The sequence below is a fragment of the Pseudaquabacterium terrae genome, assembly GCF_013266755.1.
Lineage (GTDB): Bacteria > Pseudomonadota > Gammaproteobacteria > Burkholderiales > Burkholderiaceae_C > Pseudaquabacterium > Pseudaquabacterium terrae.
In genome coordinates this window covers 496,334-516,927 of the sequence record NZ_JABRWJ010000001.1, presented here as the reverse complement: position 1 = coordinate 516,927, position 20,594 = coordinate 496,334, and the positions used below count along the sequence as shown (strand labels likewise).

General features: G+C 70.3%; 12 protein-coding genes. 8 read left to right on the top strand and 4 right to left on the bottom strand.

Going from position 1 to position 20,594, the window contains the following annotated elements:
• Positions 1 to 28: 28 nt before the first annotated feature.
• Positions 29 to 1,162, bottom strand: a complete 1,134-nt coding sequence (locus HLB44_RS02385; RefSeq protein ID WP_173120215.1) for a ParM/StbA family protein — start codon at positions 1,160 to 1,162, stop codon at positions 29 to 31.
• Between the two features lie 255 nt (positions 1,163 to 1,417).
• On the opposite strand from HLB44_RS02385, the gene HLB44_RS02380 reads away from it, so the two are divergent.
• Both HLB44_RS02380 and HLB44_RS02375 read left to right on the top strand, forming a co-directional pair.
• Positions 1,418 to 2,287 carry an HpcH/HpaI aldolase/citrate lyase family protein gene (locus HLB44_RS02380; protein WP_173120213.1) on the top strand — a complete coding sequence of 290 codons (870 nt, stop codon included), beginning with the start codon at positions 1,418 to 1,420 and terminating at the stop codon, positions 2,285 to 2,287.
• Positions 2,284 to 4,674 carry a sodium:solute symporter gene (locus HLB44_RS02375; protein WP_173120211.1) on the top strand — a complete coding sequence of 797 codons (2,391 nt, stop codon included), beginning with the start codon at positions 2,284 to 2,286 and terminating at the stop codon, positions 4,672 to 4,674. Before HLB44_RS02380 ends, HLB44_RS02375 begins: the two co-directional genes overlap by 4 nt.
• An 18-nt stretch (positions 4,675 to 4,692) precedes the next feature.
• Here the strand turns inward: HLB44_RS02375 and HLB44_RS02370 are convergent, their stop codons facing one another.
• Together HLB44_RS02370 and HLB44_RS02365 are read right to left on the bottom strand one after the other, a co-directional pair.
• Positions 4,693 to 5,139: a hypothetical protein gene (locus HLB44_RS02370; RefSeq protein ID WP_173120209.1), complete on the bottom strand. Its 447-nt coding sequence runs from the start codon at positions 5,137 to 5,139 to the stop codon at positions 4,693 to 4,695.
• Positions 5,140 to 5,147: 8 nt separating this feature from the next.
• Positions 5,148 to 6,479: an esterase/lipase family protein gene (locus HLB44_RS02365; RefSeq protein WP_173120207.1), complete on the bottom strand. Its 1,332-nt coding sequence runs from the start codon at positions 6,477 to 6,479 to the stop codon at positions 5,148 to 5,150.
• Between the two features lie 621 nt (positions 6,480 to 7,100).
• Here HLB44_RS02365 and HLB44_RS02360 point away from each other — a divergent pair.
• Positions 7,101 to 7,529 (top strand): hypothetical protein, encoded by a 429-nt coding sequence (locus tag HLB44_RS02360; protein ID WP_173120205.1) that lies wholly within the window; start codon positions 7,101 to 7,103, stop codon positions 7,527 to 7,529.
• Positions 7,530 to 7,582: 53 nt separating this feature from the next.
• On the opposite strand, the gene HLB44_RS02355 is transcribed toward HLB44_RS02360, so the two are convergent.
• Complete coding sequence (locus tag HLB44_RS02355; protein WP_173120203.1) at positions 7,583 to 13,051, bottom strand: CHAT domain-containing protein; 5,469 nt, start codon at positions 13,049 to 13,051, stop codon at positions 7,583 to 7,585.
• 98 nt (positions 13,052 to 13,149) lie between these two features.
• Here HLB44_RS02355 and HLB44_RS02350 point away from each other — a divergent pair, with 98 nt between their 5' ends.
• The 5 genes from HLB44_RS02350 (at position 13,150) to HLB44_RS02330 (ending at position 20,571) form a co-directional block, all read left to right on the top strand.
• The gene (locus HLB44_RS02350; RefSeq protein WP_173120201.1) at positions 13,150 to 14,055 is read left to right on the top strand and encodes a LysR substrate-binding domain-containing protein; all 906 of its coding nucleotides are present in this window, start codon (positions 13,150 to 13,152) and stop codon (positions 14,053 to 14,055) included.
• Positions 14,056 to 14,139: 84 nt separating this feature from the next.
• Entirely contained in the window at positions 14,140 to 16,278 is a 2,139-nt protein-coding gene (locus HLB44_RS37730) for a TonB-dependent receptor (RefSeq protein ID WP_173120199.1), read from the top strand.
• The gene (locus HLB44_RS02340; RefSeq protein ID WP_173120197.1) at positions 16,278 to 17,438 is read left to right on the top strand and encodes a serine hydrolase domain-containing protein; all 1,161 of its coding nucleotides are present in this window, start codon (positions 16,278 to 16,280) and stop codon (positions 17,436 to 17,438) included. Before HLB44_RS37730 ends, HLB44_RS02340 begins: the two co-directional genes overlap by 1 nt.
• Positions 17,439 to 17,479: 41 nt before the next feature.
• Positions 17,480 to 18,397 (top strand): ribokinase, encoded by a 918-nt coding sequence (locus HLB44_RS02335; protein ID WP_173120195.1) that lies wholly within the window; start codon positions 17,480 to 17,482, stop codon positions 18,395 to 18,397.
• Positions 18,394 to 20,571, top strand: a complete 2,178-nt coding sequence (locus HLB44_RS02330; RefSeq protein ID WP_173120193.1) for a formylglycine-generating enzyme family protein — start codon at positions 18,394 to 18,396, stop codon at positions 20,569 to 20,571. Before HLB44_RS02335 ends, HLB44_RS02330 begins: the two co-directional genes overlap by 4 nt.
• Positions 20,572 to 20,594: the final 23 nt, after the last annotated feature.

Below are 20,594 nucleotides of genomic sequence, written 5' to 3'. Positions count from 1 at the left end.
CGGGAACCCGGATCTCAGCCGGTGAGTTTCAGCCCTCGGCCAGCGCCTCGCCGATCAGCTGGAAGCCGCGCACGTTGGCCGCCATCGGCTCCGGCATGATGAACACCGGGATCGCCGGGAAGCGCTTGACCAGCACGTCGCGGTAACGCTCGGGGTGGCCGCCGACGAGCACGATCAGGTCGACGATCTCGTGCGCATCGCGCAGGCCGTCGACCATGCGGTTGATCGAGTCCTCGATGACGCTCATGATCTCCGGCTCGAAGCGCTCGAGCGGATGTGCCACGCCCGACAGCTTGACCGGCGCGCGCTGGCGCAGGGCGTCGTTGATGCGCGGCATCACCGCCGGCCCGAGCGGCCGGCCGATGTGCGCGGCGAGCGATTCCTGCACCGTGCGCAGCACCCGGTGCCGGCCGGCGTCCGACGCCGCGCCGCTGGCGCGCGGATTGATCGTGCCCTGCTGGATCAGCAGCCAGTCGAGCGTGTGCTCGCCGGGGTCGATCATCAGCACCGCCAGCTCGTCCAGCGCCTCGGCGTTCGGTAGCGGCGGCAGCGCGCCGCCGGTCTCGGTGATGACGCGGTTCAGCTCGTCCAGGTGGTCGCCGAGCGCGGCGTAACCGCCCATCGGCTGCGCCTGCACGATGACCTTGCGCACGGTGATCTTCTTGTCGTCGCCGATCTCGACCTCGCCCTCGTAGTGCGAGCGCAGGTAGTCGCGCCGCTTGGCGTCGTTGTACTGGTTGACCGGCAGGCCCAGCACCAGCACGTCGATCACCGCATCGCCGGCCTCGGCCATGTAACGCAGCGCACCCTTGGTCAGCGCCTCGTAGATTGCGCCGCGGTAGAACTCGTCGGTGACATCGCGGCCGAAGCTGCCGCCGGCCTGCGCCAGGCCGACATCGCGCCCGACCTCGTACTTCGCGCCGGCCACCGGCACGTCGAAGGTGTCTCGGCGGCGCGTGCCGAGCGAGCGCACGGCGCTGGCATCGGCGGGAATGGCCATCGACGGAAAGTTGATGAACGCCACGCCGTTGCCCGAGCGCAGGCTCAGCTTGACGAGGCCGAAGCCGACGTCGATCGCCCGCACGACGGGCTGCGTGGCCGGTGCCGGCTCCGCGGTGCCGCCGGTGAGTGCACGAAGCTTCGAAGTGTTCGGATTCGCCATAGGGTCTTTCAGTTGTGACAAGGCATGTCCGACGATGCCGGGCTCGATGGCAGGGCAGCGCGAAGCTTCCGTTTATAGGACGCCGCAGTGACAGGCCGGGCAAGCCACCACCCCGGGCGTGGACATTGCCGTGACGCTCGTTTCCGGTGTTAGCGACGCACCGATCCGCAAGGAAATGTATCGAGTGAAGCTAGTGCGGACGGCTTTTTCGGCGCCGGCGTTTCGCCACACTGCGCCGCGTGATGAAGCCGCCCCATGCGTAGCAAGCTCTTCGTGCCCGGCACGCAGCCGCAGCGCTTTGCGACAGCGCTGGCCAGCGGCGCCGATGCGGTGTCGTTCGACCTGGAAGACGCGGTGCCCGCCGATGCCAAGGCCGAGGCGCGCGCACAGGTCGCCGCCTTCGTGCACAGCGTTGCGGCGCATGCCACGCCGGCCTGGCTGATCGTGCGCTGCAATGCACCCGGCACGACGGAGTTCGAGCGCGATGTCGCGGCGATCGCCGGCAGCGCGGCGCGCTGGCTGAACCTGCCGAAGATTCACAGCGCCGAGCAGTTGCGCGCCGCGGTCGAGCAGATCGAACGCGCCGAAGCCGGCGCCGGCGCCGCACAGCCGATGCAGCTGCTGGTGAACATCGAGACACCGAAGGCGCTGCGCTGCGCCGCCGAGATCGCGCTCGCCCACCCGCGCATCGCGGCCTTGCAGCTCGGCCTGGGTGATCTGTTCGAGCCGGCCGCCATCCGTCGCGATGACCTGGCCAGCGTGCACGCCGCGATGTTCGCGCTGCGGCTGGCGGCGGCGGAGGCCGGCGTCGCGGCGATCGACGGCGCCTGGCCCGGCCTCGACGACGCCGACGGCTTCATGGCCGAAGCGCGTTTGGCCCGTGCGCTCGGCTTCGCCGGCAAGAGCTGCATCCACCCGAAGCAGATCGCCTGGGCGCATGCGGTGTTCGCGCCCGGTGCCGACGAGCTGGCCTTCGCGCGCCGCGTGATCGACGCGGCGGCTGTGGCGCAGGCCGAAGGCCGCGGCGCCTTCGTCGTCGACGGCCGCATGATCGACACTCCGTACCTGCACCGCGCGCGGGCGCTGCTGGCCGCCGCCGCTTCGACAACACCCACTTCCGAATGAGCTTTCGATCCCTTGCCGCGGCTGGGGCAGCTTGGCTGCTGGTCGCGCTGATGCTGTTGTTGTCACCGTTGCCGGCTCGAGCGGCACCGCTGCCGACCTTGCGCACGCAGGACCTGCCGGCTGTGCCGGGCGAAGTGATCGGCTTCGCCGCGTCGGGTGAGAGCCTGCTCGCCTTCGGCCGCCACGGCGCCTGGCAGCTCGATGCCGCGCGCAGCGGCTGGTCGGCGCTGCCCTGGCGGCCGCCGGCGCCGCTGCTCGGCGTGGTCGGGCGCGGGCCCGAGTCATACCTTCTGATTGGAGCGTCCAACGCGGTCGAGCGCATCGCCCGCGTCGACAGTGGCATCGATGGCTTCGCGACGCGCGAGCTGCCGCCGTTGCCCGAAGCGCTGCGCCAGCCGCGCGGCACGCTGCTCGGCGCCGCACTGCTGATCACCGGCATCGCGGCCGACGGCGCGCCGCGGCTGCTGCGCATCGAGCCGCTGCTGGCAGCGCCGGCGTGGACGGCGCTGCCGCTGTGGCCGAACGGCGGTGCCGCCAGCACGCTGGTCGGGCAGACCGGCGCGCTCTTCGTCAGCGTGCCGGCGAGCCCCGGCGACTCAGTCTGGCGCTGGTCGGCCGATGGCGGATGGCAAGCCCGCACGCCGGCACCGGGAGCCATCCTGCCTGGTGCTGCCCGTGCCACCGGCCAGGCGCACTTGTTGTACCTGCTGCGCACCACGCCTGACGCCGCGCCGCAGCCGATGACGCTGCACACCATCACCAATGCCTGGGCTGCGCTGCCGCCGGCGCAGATTCACAGCGTGCAGGTCAGCGCGCCGTGGCGAAACGGCCTCGTCTACAGCCGCGCGGCCCCGAGCGGCGGCGAGACCGCCGTCGGCATCATCGAGATCGAAGCCGGCAAGCTGCTGCTGAAGTGGCTGGACTGGATCGTGATCGTGGTCTACCTGGTCGGCATGCTCGGCATCGGGCTGTACTTCTACCTGCGCGAGAAGCGCCAGTCGACGGCCGAGTTCTTCGTCGGCGGCCGCTCGATCCCGTTCTGGGCGGCAGGCGTCAGCCTCTATGCGGCGAACACCAGCTCGATCAGCTACATCGCGATTCCCGCCAAGGCTTTCGAGACCAACTGGCAGTACCTGACGAACAACCTGGTCGCGGTGATCGGGCTGATGTTCGTCGCGGTCTGGATCGTCCCGCTGCTGCGCCGGCTCGACCTGATGAGCGTGTTCTCGTACCTCGAGACACGCTTCCACCCCGCGATTCGCATGTTGTCGAGCGCGCTGTGCATCCTGGTGCAGTTGGGCAGCCGGATGAGCGTGATCCTGTTCCTGCCGTCGCTGGCGATCGCGACGATCACCGGCATCGACGTGGTCTGGAGCGTGCTGATGATGGGCGGCTTCACGATCGTCTACACCGCGATGGGCGGCATGAAGGCGGTGGTGTGGACCGATGTCGTGCAGCTGGTCGTCAAGATGGGCGGCGCGCTGTTCGCGATCGGCTTCATGGTCTTCGCGCTCGACGGCGGCGTTGGCGAATTCGTGCGCACCGCGGCGGCAGAGAACAAGACCAAACTCTTCGACTTCAGCTTCGACCTGACCAAGGCCACCGTCTGGGGCTTCATCTTCCTGGTGCTGTTCGACGTGGTGCTGACCTTCCCGAAGGACCAGGTGCTGATGCAGCGCACGCTGTCGACGAAGAACGACAAGGACGCCGGCCGCTCGATCTGGGCCTTCGCGGCGATCATGATCCCCGGCGGCTTCGTCTTCTATTCGATCGGCACCGCGCTCTTTGTCTATTACAAGAACCATCCCGAGCGCATGAACCCGCTGCTCGGCATCGACGCGACCTTTCCGCTGTTCATCGCCGCCGAGCTGCCGATGGGCATCACCGGCCTGATCATCGCCGGCATCTTCGCGGCCGCAATGGCCACGCTCTCGAGCATCATGAACAGCGTCTCGACGCTGGCTTCGGTCGACTTCTACGAGAAGCTCGTCAAGCACCCGACGCCGCGCAAGAGCGTGCTGTTCGCGGAAATCATGACCGTCGTCGCCGGCCTGATCGGCATCGGCTTTGCGCTGGTGCTGTCGCGCTACGACATCCATTCGCTGTTCGACGTCTCGATCGAGTTGGCCGGCCTGCTCGGCGGCGGCTTCGCCGGCGCCTACACGCTGGGCATGTTCACGCGCCGCGCCAATGCGCAGGGTGTGGCGATCGGCATCGCGGGCAGCATCGTGCTGACGACGATCGCCTGGTGGTTCAAGCTCGTGCACCCGTATTTCTATCTGGCGATCTCGATCCTGCTGTGCATCGTGATCGGCTACGCGGCGAGCTGGCTGTTCCCGCGGCCCAAGGTGTCGTTGAAGGGCTTGACGATCTACCGCGACGCCTGACGCGGCGGTGGACACTGTCTACTCGATCACCAGTTGGGGTTGAGGCGCTGGTGCGACTGCCGCGCGCTGCGCTTGGTCGTGCTGCCAGGCGCGTTCGGCCGCCTCGATCTCCGCCAGTTGCGCAGCGATTCCCGGGCTGAGCGCAAGGGCGCGCAGGCGATAAGCGTCATCATCGCTGCCGCCGGCCTCGCGCAGGCGCACCACCTCGCGTTCGACCTCGTGCATTCGGGCCGGCGTCGGCACCTGCAGCACCGCCGCCGGGGCGGGCGGCGCGGCGGGCTTTTCTACTGGCACCTCGCGGGTGGACGCGGCGGGGACGCGCGCGACCGCGTGCCTGACCGGCAACGGCGCCGATTCCGTCGCCGCGCGGGGCGAAGTGTCCTCGTCGCTCCCCGAGATCAGCGCCCCGGCGATCGCCACGGCCGAAGCCGCGACGATCCCGCCCAGGAATCGTGCCGTTGCCATGGCGTGCTTTACAGCCCGTAGAGGATGTTGGTGATGTTGTCGTAGATCGGAAACACCGCCGACGCCGGCAGCAGCCAGCCGATCACGTCGAAGTGGTCGTACTGGTTGTAGTAGCCCAGGTAGTTCCAGGTGCCGCGCACCGGCGCGCCGCTGTGGTTGCGCGACGGCTGCCCGCTCGGGCCGCGCATGCTGATCGTGTTGACCACGCCGTCGTTGGGAAACCAGCTGCTGTTGATGACCACCCGGCTCGGATCCGACTGCGTGTACGAGCCCATGCCACGCGTGAAGATCGACGGCACCACCCATTCACCCGCGGTCGGCTTGGTGAAGAAGATCATGTCGCTGCGTGCGTACTGGTAGCTGCTGCTCTGGAGCGGCGCGATGACGCGGTCGGTGCCGTTGCAGCAGAACGAGCCCTGCTCGGTCGCCTTGCTGCCGATGGAGAAGTAGTAGACGTTCGGCGAGGTCTTGACCCAGCCGTTGAGCTGCCTGGCGCCGTCCGGGCTGAGGTCCCACTGCGCCGAATCCTTGTTCGTCAGCGACCAGAACGGTGCGCCGCGGGTGCGGCTGATGAAGTCCGGCAGGCTTTCGGCCGGCCCCTGCGCGAGGCCGTACTGCTCCAGCTCGAAGTTGTAGAGCGCGCCACTGCTGCCGCCCAGGCCGGCGACCTCGATGATCTTGCCGGCGAGCTCGGACACCTTCGGCACGAAGTCGACGATCACGTCGCGCAGCGTGGTGCCGTCGTGCGGGCTGGACAGGGTGGTGGCGCTCTTCACCCAGCCGATCTTGCCGCCGGTGTAGAGCGCGCCGCCGCCCTCGTTGCCGTTGGGCGAGCCGTTCTCCAGCAGCTGGATCAGCGTGCGCACGGTCTGTCCACCCTGGCTGTGCGCGATGACGTGGATCGGGTGCGCGGCGTCCCATTGCGGATACAGCGCCGGCGGATAGTTGTTCGGATTGTTGTTCGGATCCGCGGCCCAGCACTTGCCGGCAGGCTTCTGGATCTTGCCCCAGGCCGCGTACTTGGCCGTCTGCTTGGCGCCGTAGTCGGCGCAGCCGCCCTTGATCTGGGTGTACAGCTCCACCGCCCGGTCCCAGTTCGAGCTGACCGGGCCGACGGTGGCCGTGTGCACGGGGTGCGAGCCGTTTCGCGTCCTCAGGTAGGACTGCAGATCGTTGAAACCGCCCCAGTACTTGAAGCCGGTGCCCTGCAGCTCGTGCGGCCCGAAGCCGAGAAAACCGTGCACCAGCACGATCGGGTCATTGTTCGCCGCGACGGCCGACTGGCCGGCGGTCAGTGCGGACAGCGCGAGCGTCACGCTGGCCAGGAACCGGGAATACATGGGCGCCCGCGGGCGCTGCAATGCGATCATCTGGAACACTCCGAAAACGATGGATGCAGGCAGCCGCGCGCACGCGACACCCCGGCATCGGGGGTCGGCGCACGGCAACGATTGAACGTGATAACGCGTTAGAGACACGGCCTTCCCGAGCGCCACGGCAACCACGGCAGCGACGGGAACAGCCGCCGCGGCGGCCGCGGCAGTCGGATCACGAGAGCCGCCGCGGGTGCGCGGCGGGGATTCCGGCCGTCGGCTGCGCGAACGTTGCGAGCCCACGGCCGCCGGCAGGCGCTTCGGGCGCACCGCGGGGTCCGCGCCGATCGGACGATAGCCCGTGCGACGCGGTGCGAAATTTAGTACGGCCGACCGTTATGCTGCGCTGCGGGAGAACCCTCGTTTCGACCTCGAATTGCCCTGCAACCAGGGTTCACCAGACCTTCGATCTTGGGGGGTACGGCTCGGTACCAATCCCGGCGGTCGGTGCGACATGGACGACCCCGGCCGGATCGGCCGGCGCGTCGGCTGCATCGACCCGCGCCACCGCGTAGTTCGCTGCCCTATGCGACGACAGCGCGTCGTCCTACGCAGGCCGGCCGATGGCGCGCGCACGCTGACGGAATGATGAAACCGCAACGATGGCTTCGGCCCTGCCGGCACCTGCCGGCACTGCTGCTGTCGCTGACAGCGCTGTCGCTGTCGGCACAGACCTCGCAGACCGTGATCGTGCGCCCGGCCGCTTCGGCGCCGGCACCTGCACCGGCCTCCAAACCGCAGCCGCGGCTGCTGACGCTGGACGAGAAGCGCGCCAGCGCCACCGCGCCGGGCACGCTGCAGCCCGAGCGACCCGCCTTGCCGCAGGTCGCGGTCCCGCTGGAGCGCACGGCCGGCGCCAAGGTGCGCACGGTGGTCCGCACACCGCGCCGCGAGGCGGCCGCATTGGCCTCCAGCGGCCGGGTCTCGGAGGGTGCCGCCCTGTGTGGTGCCCAGAAGAACCCCGCGGTCCGCGAGGATTGCCGGGATGACCTGCACGCCCGTCGAGCGGGCGGATAACTCGGTCCGGCGCAGCGTACGCGTGCTGACGGGACTGAACGCGGCCCGCGACATCACTTGCCCGCAAGCTTCTTCAGCAGCGCCACCACGTCGGCCTCGATGCCGGCGGCCGGCGTTTCGCCGAAGACGAAGCGCGCCTGCGCGTAGACCGAGTCCCACTTGCCGGCATCCGGCGCGCGCGCGTGCGTGTCGGTCAGCCGCTGCACCAGGCCGGGCCACGCCGCTTCGAGCGCGCGGGCGGCCGCGGCCACGTACAGCTCGAGCTCGATGCCCCCGGTGACAGACCAGAAGTCGGGGTCGGCCAGCTGGGCCTGCAGCGATTGCCGCACCAGCGCGACCGACGCCGGGTCGAAGCCCGGCCAGGCGTCCTCGCCGCGGTGCAGGATCAGCTCGCCATGCATGCGGTTCATCGCCGGGTAGAAGACCTTCTCGATCGCTTCGTCGTGCGCCAGGCGCTCGGCCTCGGCGTAGGCCTTGACCATCTTCTCGACCGCCGCGCGGCGCTGCGCGGCATGGCCCTCGCGCTCTTCCCGCATCGCCAGCCGCTTCCACGCCGAGCCGAGCAGGCTCAGCCGCTCGCTGGTCGGATGCAGCCGCGCCAGGTCCTCGAGCAGCGCCACCGCCTCGCCGATCTGCTGCCGCGCCGCGGCGATGTCGGCCTGGCGTTCGGCCTGCCGCGCCAGCAGGTTGCCGAGCTGCTCGGCCGCGCGCAGTGACGCGCTGCCGTCCTCGGCCGCCACCGCGGCGCGGTACCAGGCGATCGCTGCGTCGCGGTTGCCGGTCTCGGCGTAAGCGACGCCGAAGGCCTCGGCCACCGCGCCGACGCGGCCCCAGACGGTCTTGAACGAGGCCTCGATCTGCTCGACGTCGGCCTGCAGCTCGTCCTTGCGCTTGGCGCTCGATTCGTTGCGCGCCTTGACGGCGATGCCCTCGAGCTCGATCGCCAGGCCAGGCGCCGAGACGATCGCATAACGTGCCAGACGCTCGGCCGGCGTCGTCGCCGCCTGCGCCTTGCCGTTCGTGAGGCTCCAGTCCGGATCGCCGTAACACTGGTAGGCGGCCCAGGTGTTGCCGGCGGGGCTGGCGTGCCACGCCGCCTCGCGCGCCTGGCCGACCGCATCGACGAAGCGCTCGCCGCCGAGCAGCGCCTTGTAGAAGGCGGTGGCGAAGACCTGGGCGGCGACATCCTCCACCGCCCAGCCGGCGGCGATGACGCAGCGCACGCCGATGCGGATCAGCGCCTCGGCGACGTTGGCGGCGAACAGCGGCTGCTGGTGCGCGAGCGTCGGCGGCGCAAGGCCGCCGGAGGTGATCGCCCCGAGGTGGCAGCAGTTGATGAAGGCCAGCTCCGGCACCTGGCGCATGCCTTCGATCTCGCACTGGCCGAGCACCGCGTCGCCGGACAGCACGACGCCGGTCTTCGTCGGATCCTTGTCGTCGAGCTGGCCGTGGCCGGCGATGTGCACGATGCGGTAAGGCCGCTCCATCAGCGCGTTGACGATGTCCAGCGCGCCGCGGTCGATCAGCGGCTGCGCGCCGAGCGCGGCGGCCACGGCGCGCGCTTCGCGTTCGGCCGCCGGCAGCGGCGCGAATTGGCCGCCGGTGAGCTTCGGGCTTCCGATCACCAGCACCGCGTCTTCCTTCGACGCGCGCGCCGGCGCCTCGCGAAAGACCTCGGTGCGCAGCTGGCGGATCATCGCCGTGCGCACCGACCACGGCCGCGGGTCGGCCGCGCTCGCCTGGTCGTCGCCGGCGGTGTCGAGCAGCTCCCACGGCACCTGGGCCGTGCGAGCGTCGACCTGCAGCACCACCGCGGTCGACGCGCCGAGGAAGGGTGTCAGCTCCAGCGGCACCAGCAGGTTGAACAGCGTGCGGCCGATGCGCGCGTCGCGCATCGTGTCGCTGGCGCCGGCGCGGATCATCTCGGCGACCAGGCTCGACTGCGTGCGCTGGCCGCGCACCTCGTTGCGCGCGCTGCGGCTGTCGAGCGTGAATTCCAGCGGCGCGCGCTCGCTGGCGGCCTGCGTCACGCTGATCAGGTCGTAGGGCGAGCCGCGGTAGCCGTAGCCGGGCGGGCGGCGCAGCGGCGAGCTGCCCTGCCGCACCACCGGGTGCAACTGGAAGTCGGCGGCGCGTGCGCTGGCCAGCATGCGCAGCGCCTGGTGCGCCTCGGTGGCGCGGTCGAGGAACAGCTCGATCAGCCTGAGCTCGCGCACCAGCGGCCAGCCGTGGCGCGCCAGGCGCGCATTGGCCTCGCGCACGCCGGTGGCCACGGCGCGCGCCGCGCTGCCGGCGCTGATGCCGGTGCCGCCGCTGCCGATCAGCGTGGCCGCGAGCTCGAAGCCGGTGGTCGGCGCCGCGGCCGATTCGGCCACGCGCTGCGCATAGGCGATCGTCGCCTGGCGCACCGTGTCGCAGAGCTCGCGGATGCGCAACTGGCCCTCGGCACCGAGGCCGGCAATGATCACCGCCTCGGGCCGCGGCAGCACGAAGGGATCGCCGGGCTGGCCGAAGCGGTTGACGAACACCTGGTGCGAGGCCGGCGCCGTCGGGTACAGGCCGGTGGCGAGCGACTGCGACATCGTGCCGCCGAGCAGCTGGTCGACGACGTACTCGGCCCCGCTCAGCTTCATCGACTGGTAGTGGCCGAGCAGCAGCGGCTGGCTGATGAAGCGCAGGTCGCCATTGACCACGCTGACGTGCAGCGCCGGCTCCGGCGCAGCGCCGGCCGCGCCGACCGGCTGCGAGGGCATCGTGCCGAACATCGCCGCGACGTCGCTCGGCGGCCGGCCGCTGCCGGCGGTGGCCTGGCGCGCGGGCCGCGCCGGCTGCAGCCGCACCGCACCTTCGTCGGCGGGCGCAGCGCCCGCGCCGCGCACGCCGGCCGGCGCGCCGGCGCTGTCGAGCAGGCGGGTGTCGCCTTTGTCGAGCAGCTCGAGGTAGCCGGCAAAGGCGTCGCTCTCGCGCGGCAGGTCGCCATGCGACGCGTCGACGCGCCAGGTGCGCACCTGCGGCAGGCTGGCGCTCGCGAAGGTGACGCGGCCGTCGCCCCGTTCCGGCGCATCGAGGTACTCGATGCCGGCCTCGACGGTGCGGATGCCGGCCGGCGTGAACTTCGCGTGGCCGACGACCAGCAGCATCCGCGCCGCGTCGGCGGCGAGCTGCGGCAGCTGTGCATCGAGCCGCTTGCGCAAGGCCACCGCCTGATCGATCACCGGCTGCTCCGGCACGCCCCAGCGGTAGACCGACAGCTGGCGCTCGTCGGAATGCCACAGGTTGTACTGCGTGGCCATGCGGAAGTCCTCGTCGGCCAGCGCCTGCCAGACCTCGCGCGACGCCAGCCCCGGCGACGCGTCCAGCAGCGCCGCCTGCAGCTGGATGAAGCCGGGCAGCTGCGCCATCATCTTCCGCGCGCCGGCATCGTCGAACAGCGCGCCGGTGGCCACCAGCGTATTGCCGAAGGTGTCGTCGCCGCTCAGCACCTGCATCGGCGCCCACGAGCCGCCGTTCGGCGTGCCCAGCATCAGCAGCCGCGCATCCGGCCGCGCCATCATGTCGCGCCAGACCGCGGGCCGCTCGAGCTGCATCGTGCGCGCCAGCAGCCCGCCCATCGAGTGCGCGACGATGCGCACCGGCTGGCGGCTGGCCTTGCGCAGCTCGAGCGCCGCGGCGATCTCATCGGCCAGGCGCCGCGCTTCCTGCTCCAGCGGCACACGCCAGTCGTAGGCGAACTCGTGCACCTCGTGGCTGTCCGACAGGTAGGCGGCGAGCTTGTCGTAGATGACGCCGATCGGCCCGTCGGGCAGCACCTCGCCGCCAGGCTGGCGGATGTCGAGCGACTTCAGGCTGTTGAAGAAGCGCCAGCCGAGCCAGACGCGCTTGCCGTCGACCTTCAGGTTCGAGCCCAGGATGCCGGGCAGCAGGAACACCGCCGGCACCTGCGACGGATCGGCGTGCGAGCGCCGCGCGGCGCGCGTGCCGCTGGCATGCTCGCCGGCCCACGACAGCGGGCCGATGGTCGCGAAGCCGGCGGGCGCGTCGTCGAGCAGCGCGCGGGTGATCGCATCGACGCTGCGTTCGTTGCTGAAGTAGTTGAAGTGGCTGACGCTGCCACCCTGGTCGAGCAGGAAGCTGGCGCCACTGCCGGCGGCACCGTCGGCGCGGCGCGGCACGCCGCCGTACATCGAGCGCGTCTGCACGACGAGGTCGTTGTCGGTCCAGTAGAAGGCGTCGCTGGCCAGCGTCTTCAGCCACGAGACGATCGAGTCGCCTTCCATGTCGCCGGCCACCACGCGCAGGCTCGACGGCACGGCCTCGATCGGCCCGGTCAGCCACTGCACGAGCGGGTTGTCGGGAATCATCGCCGCCAGGCCGGGGATCTTCTGCGGGTCCTCGCGGCGGCGCGCGACCTCGGTCAGGAAGTCGACCAGCTCGGGCGCCACCGGCACCTGCGCCAGCTCGAGCCCCCATTTCAGCACCGACAGGTAGGCGGTCAGCCGCTTCGACGCCAGCAGCGTGCCGCGCGCCGGGCACGCCACGCGCACGACGCGCTCGACGCTGAGATGCCGCTCGGCGACCAGCTTGCGCAGCGCCTTCAGGTCGCGGCCGTGCGCCGCGTGGCCGGGCGCTGCGAACGGGTCGTCCTGCACGCCGACCGCGGCCTCGGCGCAGGCGCGCACCAGCGCTTCGGCCACCAGCCCGCCGCGCGAATGCGTGACGAGGTGCAGCTTGGCGCCGTCGGGCAGCGCCTGTGCCAGCGCCAGCGCGTTGGCCAGCGGGCTGTCGCCGAGCGTCTTGTGGTCGAAAGCGTAGACGCCGTCGCGGCCATAACGCTCGAACAGCGCGCGCACGCGCTGCGGGTGTTTGGCCCACCACGCGCCGAAGGTGCTGGTGGTCTCGACGAAGGTGCCGTGCAGCAGCACCAGCAGCGGCGGGTTGCCGGCGCGCGCCGGTGCCTGCTCGATCCGCCGGCCCGAGCCCTTCAAGCGCGGCAGGTGGTGCTCGTCGAGCCGGTACAGGCCGGTCTCGACCTGGCCATCGACCTTGCGCGTCACGGCGGCGGCGGCCAGGTCGGCGGCCGCATCCTTGGTGAAGCCGGTGACGATCTCGATGCCGCTGACCCACACCTGGCCCAGCAGCCCGCCCGCGCCGTCGCCGCCGCGGGTCGCGGCCGCGGCGCTGCCCGGTGCCGCGGGCCACGCCAGCTGCGGCGGCACCGCGACTTCGTCGGCCGCGGTGCCCGCCGCGGCGCCGCGCACCGGCTTCGAGCCATCGGCGGCCGAGGCCTGCGCCAGCAGCAGCGCGCGCGCGTCTTCCGGATGCAGGTACAGCGCCGGGCCGTTGGCGATCTGCAGCACGACCACGTCTTCGCCGGGCCGCGCGCTCAGGCGCACCGTCTCGCCACTGCTGCGCTGCGCGCCGAGCTGCGCGGCCCCGCGCACGGTGCCGGCGGCGCGCATCGAGGCCTGGCCCGACGGCAGCGCGCGGCCGCTGAAGACGAAGGTGATTTCCTGATTCGCCATGACGCTGTGCCTCCCGGCGAGCGACGCCGCCCGCAACCGGACGGATCATGCCGTCGCGCCGCGGCGCCGTCGTCGTCGTTTCTGCTGAAATGCCGCTCGTGGATACCCAGTTCCTGAACACCTTCGTCACCGTCGCCGACCAGGGCTCGATGGCCGCCGCGGCGCGGCTGCTGAACGTCACGCCGGCGGCGGTGGCGCAGCAGATCCGCACGCTGGAGCGCGAGATCGGCGCACCGCTGTTCGCGCGCGCCGGTCGCACCGTCAGCATCACCGAGGCCGGTGCGCGCATCCTCGAGCGTGCGCGGCAGCTGCTGCACGACGTCGCCGACCTGAGCGCGCTGGCCAACGACGAGAACACCGCCGGCGAATTGCGCCTGGGCGCCGGCACCAATGCGCTGACCGGCATGCTGCCCGACATCCTGGCGCGCATGGTCGAGCGCTTTCCGCGCATCAAGGTCTTCATCAAGCCGGGCTTCTCGCCCGAGCTGTACCGCGCCGTCGAGAGCGGCGAGCTCGATGCGGCGATCGTGCTGCAGGCGCCCTATGCGCTGCCGAAGACCTGCGACTGGCTGCTGCTGCGCGAGGAGCCGCTGGTGGTGCTGGCGCCGCAAGCCATGGCCGGGCGTGATCCGCACGAGCTGCTGGCCAACGAGCCGCTGATCCGCTTCGACCGCCAGCAATGGGGCGGGCGGCTCGCCGAGCAGTACCTGCAGCTCGCCGGCATCGCGCCGCAGGAGCGCTTCGAGCTGAATGCGCTGAACGCGATCGCGGTGATGGTCGACCGCGGGCTCGGCGTGTCATTGGTGCCCGACTGGTCGCGGCCCTGGCCCGAGGGGCTGAAGCTCGTGCGCATCCCCCTGCCGATGCCCTTCGAGCCGCGCCGCATGGGCATCGTGTGGTCGCGCGCGACGGTGCGCATCCGGCTCGTCAACGCCTTCCTCGAAGAGGCGCGCGGGCTGATGAAGCGCACGAGCAAGGTGCCGGCCGCAAGCAAGAAAAAGTAGCGGCTGAACATAGCCGCGGATGATTTGTCGGGCCGGGCCGAGGCCCGAGACTCGCTGCGCCTTTCACCACAACGATAGCGAGACATGAGACAACTTCCGGCCACGCTCGCACCTCTGCTGCTCGCCGCCGCAGTGCATGCCGCCTACGCGCAGACCTCGACTTCGACCACCGATCCGAAAGCGGAGGAAAAGGTCCAGACCGTCATCACGACCGGCACGCGCACCGCGAAGGCCGTCGACAAGATCCCCGGCGCGATCACCGTGATCGGCAAGGAAGAGGTGCAGAACACGCTCGCCCTGACCGAGGACGCCAGCGCGGTGCTGGCGCGCTCGGTGCCGGGCTACTCGGAATCGTCGCAGGCGATGAGCAACACCGGCGAGACGCTGCGCGGCCGCATTCCGCTGCGCCTGTTCGACGGCGTGCCGCAGGGCTCGCCGTTGCGCGAAGGCACGCGCAACGCCACCTTCACCGACATGGGCGTGGTCGGCCGCATCGAGGTGATCAACGGCCCATCGGCCTCCGAAGGCATCGGCGCGGCCGGCGGCATCATCAACTACATATCGAAGACGCCGACCAAGCCGGGCGACGAATTCCAGGTGGTCAGCCGCTACTCGACGCAGTTCAAGGACGACTCCGACAGCTGGAAGCTCGGCTTCAACTACGCGCACAAGGATGACCGCTGGGACCTGCTGGCCTCGGTGGCGCACATCGACCGCGGCATCAGCTACGACGGCAACGGCCGCCGCATCGGCCTGAACACCAGCGGCTCGGTGGCGGACTCGAAGGCCAACAACGTCTTCGTCAAGGGCGGCGTCAACTTCGGCACCGACAACGACCAGCGCATCCAGGCTTCGCTGGCCGACTTCAAGATCACCGGCAAGGGCAACTACCACCTCGTCGACGGCGACCGCAATCTCGGCATCACCAACACCTCCTTGCCCGGCGCGCCGCTGGGCGCGAAGACCGAGTTCAACGACTTCCAGCAGACCCAGGTCTCGTACGACCATGCCAACCTCGGCGGCGGCCAGCTGAGCATCAACGCCTACGTCGCGAAGCAGGCGATGCGCTACCCGGCCGAGAGCGGCGAAGACCGCCAGGACCCGCTGATCGCGCCGCTCGGCACGCTGATCGATCAATCGGAAATCCGCGCGAAGAAGCAGGGCCTGCGCACCGCGTGGTCGCGCCAGGACATCTTCGGCCTGCAGGGACTGGAGCTGCGCACCGGCGTCGATGTCGTGCGGGACGAGGCCGACCAGCGCCTCGCACTGACCGATCGGCTGTGGGTGCCGCCGATGATCTACAAGAGCGTCGCGCCCTATGGCCAGCTGTCGTACGAAGTCGGGCCGCTGACGGTGTCCGGCGGCCTGCGGCGCGAGGACGGCGAATTGCACGTCGACTCGTACACCACCACGTATTTCCGCAACCGCGTCGCGGTACAAGGCGGCACGCTCGACTACACCGCGAACCTGTCGAACCTCGGCGCGGTGCTGAAGCTGCCGGCCGGCTGGTCGACCTTCGTGTCGGTCGGCAAGGGCTTCACGCTGCCGAACGTCGGCATCCCGCTGCGCAACGTCAACCAGCCGGGCCAGTCGGTGCAGGGCATCCTCGACCTGCAGGCGATCATCGTGAAGAACCAGGAGATCGGCCTGAACTGGCGCGGCAAGCTGGGCTCGTTCAGCGCGTCGTACTACGACTCGAAGTCGGACTTGGGCGTCTCGCTGTCGATCGACCCCGTGACCAACGACTTCGTGATGAACCGGCTGCCGGTGCGCATCAAGGGCCTCGAGCTGTCGGGCGAATTGAACGTCGCGAAGGACTGGCGCTTCAACGGCCTGTACTCGCGCATTCGCGGCAAGACCTGGTTCACGCGCGGCGGCCCGCTGGATCGCGAGATGGGCGTCAACGACATCAACCCGGACAAGCTCGCGCTGTCGGGCACCTGGAAGTTCCTGCCCGGCTCCGAAGTGACGCTGGGCGCGACGACGCTGTTCTCGCGCGACATCAACGTCGGCAAGCCCGCCGGCGAGGAGCACACCAAGGGCTACACCCTGGTCGATTTCAGCGTCGACTACGAGGCCGGCCGCTGGGGCAAGTTCACGCTCGGCATCGAGAACCTGACCGACAAGTTCTACATCCTGAGCTGGTCGCAGGTGGTGGGTTTCCGCAACTACTGGTCGGGCCGCGGCCGCGTGGTCTCGATCTCGCACACGCTGACCTTCTGATGCCGCGATGGCGCAACTGGGTCGCGACGCTGGCGCTGTGCTGTTCGGCAGTGGCGGCACCGGCGACCGAGGCCGGCTTCGCGCCTGAACGGCTGGAGCGGCTGAGCGGTTTCCTGCAACGCTCGACGGCGCCCGGCGGCTACATGGGCGTCGTCGCGCTGATCGCGCGCGATGGCCGCATCGTGTTCCAGCAGGCGCATGGCCACCGCGACCTGGCGCGCAGCCTGCCGATGCAGACCGATTCGATCTTTCGCATCCGTTCGATGAGCAAGCTGATTGCGACGGTCGCGGTGATGATGCTGGTCGAGGAAGGCCGGCTCGGGCTGGACGATCCTGTTGCACGTTACCTGCCGGCCTTTGCACGGTCGATTGCCGTGCGGCACCTGCTGACACACACGGCAGGTTTCGCGCTCGAAGGGCTGGCCGGCGTGGATCTCGATGGCGCCACCAGCCTGCGCGAGTACGCGGACCGCGTCGCCCGCGTGCCGCTCGGCGCCGAACCCGGGACACGCTTCGCCTATGACGGCGTCAACACCGAAGTCGCCTGCCGCCTCGTCGAGGTGGTCGCCAAGGAACCCTTCGACCGCTTCGTGCAGCAGCGCATCCTCGGGCCGCTCGGCATGGTCGACACCGGCTTCGAGGTGCCGCCGGCACAACGCCACCGCATCGTCGAGCTGACGATGATGGGCGCCGACGACCGCCTGCAGCGCATCGACACCCCCGCCCCGGGCGTGATGCAAAAGTCCTACCCCAGCGGCGCCGGCGGGCTGTATTCGACGGCCGCCGACTACGCACGCTTCGCGCAGATGCTGTTGAACGGCGGCACGCTGGACGGCGTGCAGCTGCTCGGCCGCAAGACCGTCGAGCTGATGATGCGCAACCACCTGTCGGCGCTGCAGCCGCCGACGATGCCGGGATCACCCGGCGAAGGCTTCGGCCTCGGTGGCTCGGTGCTGCTGGACCCGGCCGCGCGCGGCCGCCTCGGCTCGATCGGCCAGTTCGGCTGGACCGGCTCGGCGACGACCTGGTTCACCCTCGATCGCGAGGAGCGTCTGGTGGCCATTCTGCTGATGCAGCACCTGCCGAGCGATCACCGCGCCGACCTGCCGCGGCCGTACGCCGCGTTCCAGAACCTCGTCTACCAGGCGCTGCGCCCTTGAGCCGGCTGGTGCGCCAACGCAGCACGCGGGACACTCGCCCGATGAACAGCACGCAAGCCTCCTCGATCCTGGTCGCCGGCTCGGCGAACCTCGATTTCGTCGTCCGCGCGCCGCACATTCCCGCCCCCGGCGAAACCGTGCTCGGCCGCGAGTTCCGCACCTACCCCGGCGGCAAGGGCGCGAATCAGGCGGTGGCCGCGGCGCGCGCCGGCGGCGCGGTGACCGCCCTGCTGGCGGCTTTCGGCGAGGACACCTTCGCAGCGCCGATCGAAGCCTCGCTGCGCGCAGCAGGCGTCGCGCTGCATGCCGTTCGATTTGCCGACACGCCGACCGGCACCGCCTTCATCTGCGTGTCCGATGCGGCCGAGAACGCGATCACCGTGGCGCCGGGCGCCAATGCGCGGCTCGAGCCGACGCACCTGCCGGTGCTGACGGGCGTCAGCCACCTGCTGCTGCAACTGGAGATCCCGCTGGCCAGCGTGTCGGCCTACGCCGCGGCCGCGCGCACCGCCCGCGTCAGCGTCGTGCTGAACGCGGCGCCGGCGCAGGCGCTGCCGGCCGCGCTGCTGTCGTCGATCGACCTGCTGATCGTCAACGAAGGCGAGTTCGCCGCGCTGACCGGCAGCCACGGCACGCTCGACGAGCGCCTGCAGCAGTTGCCGGTGCCGACCGTGATCGTCACGCTCGGCGAACGCGGCTGCATCGCGAAGACCCCCGCCGGCCGGCTGCAGCAGCCGGGATTCGCGGTGCAGGCGGTCGACACCACCGCCGCCGGCGACACTTTTTGCGGCGTGCTGGTGGCGGCGTTGAGCCGGGGCGAAACCCTGGCGGGCGCGCTGCGCCGCGCCAGCGCCGCTGCCGCCCTCGCCTGCACGCGGCACGGTGCGCAGGACAGCATCCCGGACGCGAGCGCGGTGGATGCCCTGCTCGCGGCATCCTCCTCGACGATCAACCCATGAACGACACAGATCCCTCCGACGCAATCGCCTTCGCACCGGGCAGCGGCCACACGTCGAGCGTGAAGTTCTCGCACGTGACGACCGGCCGCTACCTGCCGACGCCGGGCAAGGCGCCGGGCTGGCCTTTCGCCGAGATCGGCCACTGGCAGATCGATGTCAACGCCGCCTCGGCCGACTGGCTGCAAGGCCTGCGCGAATGGCGCCACGAGCACCTGATCCGCATCGGCTACGACGACGCGGCCTACCGCCGGCCGGAGCTGCAGTGGGCGCAGCGCAATGTCGTGCACGTGCAGATGATGGTCGAGGACCGCTACTTCTACGACCCCATCGAAGGCCGCTACACCGTCGACCGCTACCTGGACGATCTGGAACGGCGTTATGGCGGCGTCGACAGCGTGCTGATCTGGTACGTCTACCCGAACATCGGCATCGACGACCGCAACCAGATCGACCTGGCGCACGACCTGCCCGGCGGGCTCGACGGCCTGAAGGGCGCGATCGCCGATTTCCACCGCCGCGGCGTGCGCGTGTTCCTGCCGACCAAGCCTTGGGACAACGGCACGCGGCCGACCGGCCGATCCGACTGGCAGGCGATCGCCGAGGTCTTCGCGGCCACCGGCGCCGACGGCCTGAACGGCGACACCTACAACGGCGTGCCGCGCGCGTTCTACGACGCCTGCGACGCCCGCGGCTGCCCGGTCGTGCTGCAGCCCGAGTCGACGATGTCGGCCGAGGAGGCGCTGATCTGGAACGTGCAGAGCTGGGGCAAGAAGGTGCCGGCCGACGTGGTGCCGGCGGTCGCCAAGTGGAAGTGGCTCGAACCGCGCCACATGATCAACGTCGAGAACCGCTGGGGCCGGCTGCGCACCAACGACCTGCAGTACTGCTTCTTCAACGGCATCGGCTATGTCGCCTGGGAGAACGTCTGGGGCATCTGGAACCAGTTGGTCGAGCGCGATGCCGAGACGCTGCGGCGCATCGCGGCGATCTACCGGCAGTTTCCGGCGCTGCTGGTCAGCGCGGAATGGACACCGTACTACCCGACCTTGCAGCGCGGCGTGTACGCGAGCCGCTTTCCGGGTGACGGATCGACGCTGTGGACCGTCGTCAATCGCACCGAGTCGCCGATCGCCGGTGAACAGCTCGCGTTGCCGCATGTCGAGGGCGTACGTTACCTCGACCTCTGGCACGGTCGCGAATTGAAGCCGCGTCAAGATGGCGTTAGCGACATCTTGGACTTCGAACTGGAAGCGCAGGGTTACGGCGCCGTGCTGGCCATCGCGCCCGGCATCACCGTCGACGGCCTCGACGCCTTCCTCGCGCGCATGGCCGAGCTCGCCCGCACACCGCTGCAATCGCTGTCGACCGTTTGGCGCTCGCTGCCGCAAAGCTGCGTGCCGATCGAGCGCACGGCGCCGATCGCCGAGCCGCCGCCCGGCATGGTCCGCATCCCCGGTGGCGCTTTCGACTTCGTCGTCGGCGGCGTCGAGATCGAAGGCCAGCAATGGGACGGCGTCGACGTGCAATACCCGTGGGAGTCGAGCGCGCGCCGCTTCCATCGGCATCGGATGCAATTGCAACCATTTCACATCGACCGCACGCTGGTCACCAACCAGCAGTTCCACGCCTTCATCGAAGCCAGCGGCTACCAACCGCGCGACACCCACAACTTCCTGCGCGACTGGGTCCATGGCGCGCCGCGCGCCGGCTGGTCGAACAAGCCGGTGACCTGGATCAGCCTCGAAGACGCCCGCGCCTACGCCGCGTGGGCCCACAAGCGGCTGCCGCACGAATGGGAATGGCAATACGCCGCGCAAGGCAGCGATGGCCGGCTCTATCCCTGGGGCAATGCCTGGAATCCCCACGCCGTGCCGCCGACGCAGCGTGATCGTGTGCTCGGCCCGCCGGCCGACGTCGACGCCTATCCCGAGGGCGCCAGCCCGTTCGGCGTGCTCGACCTGATCGGCAACGTCTGGCAGTGGACCGACGAGTTCGAGGACGAACACACCCGCGCCGCGGTGCTGCGCGGCGGCAGCGCGTACCTGCCGCAGACCTCGCACTGGTACTTCCCGCAGGCGCAGCGGCTCGACCAGCACGGCAAGTACCTGCTGATGGCGCCGGGCAAGGACCGCTCGGCCTGCATCGGATTCCGCTGCGTGGTGGACGTGGCGTGACCATCGCCTGGTGGTGGAGCGCA

What these genes read in the sequence shown, in the direction of transcription:
- HLB44_RS02355 (WP_173120203.1), bottom strand. Translation starts at nt 13,051, where the DNA reads ATGGCGAATCAGGAAATCACCTTCGTCTTCAGCGGCCGCGCGCTGCCG.
- HLB44_RS02370 (WP_173120209.1), bottom strand. Translation starts at nt 5,139, where the DNA reads ATGGCAACGGCACGATTCCTGGGCGGGATCGTCGCGGCTTCGGCCGTG.
- HLB44_RS02335 (WP_173120195.1), top strand. Translation starts at nt 17,480, where the DNA reads ATGAACAGCACGCAAGCCTCCTCGATCCTGGTCGCCGGCTCGGCGAAC.
- HLB44_RS02365 (WP_173120207.1), bottom strand. Translation starts at nt 6,479, where the DNA reads ATGTATTCCCGGTTCCTGGCCAGCGTGACGCTCGCGCTGTCCGCACTG.
- HLB44_RS02375 (WP_173120211.1), top strand. Translation starts at nt 2,284, where the DNA reads ATGAGCTTTCGATCCCTTGCCGCGGCTGGGGCAGCTTGGCTGCTGGTC.
- HLB44_RS02330 (WP_173120193.1), top strand. Translation starts at nt 18,394, where the DNA reads ATGAACGACACAGATCCCTCCGACGCAATCGCCTTCGCACCGGGCAGC.
- HLB44_RS02385 (WP_173120215.1), bottom strand. Translation starts at nt 1,162, where the DNA reads ATGGCGAATCCGAACACTTCGAAGCTTCGTGCACTCACCGGCGGCACC.
- HLB44_RS02340 (WP_173120197.1), top strand. Translation starts at nt 16,278, where the DNA reads ATGCCGCGATGGCGCAACTGGGTCGCGACGCTGGCGCTGTGCTGTTCG.
- HLB44_RS02380 (WP_173120213.1), top strand. Translation starts at nt 1,418, where the DNA reads ATGCGTAGCAAGCTCTTCGTGCCCGGCACGCAGCCGCAGCGCTTTGCG.
- HLB44_RS02360 (WP_173120205.1), top strand. Translation starts at nt 7,101, where the DNA reads ATGAAACCGCAACGATGGCTTCGGCCCTGCCGGCACCTGCCGGCACTG.
- HLB44_RS37730 (WP_173120199.1), top strand. Translation starts at nt 14,140, where the DNA reads ATGAGACAACTTCCGGCCACGCTCGCACCTCTGCTGCTCGCCGCCGCA.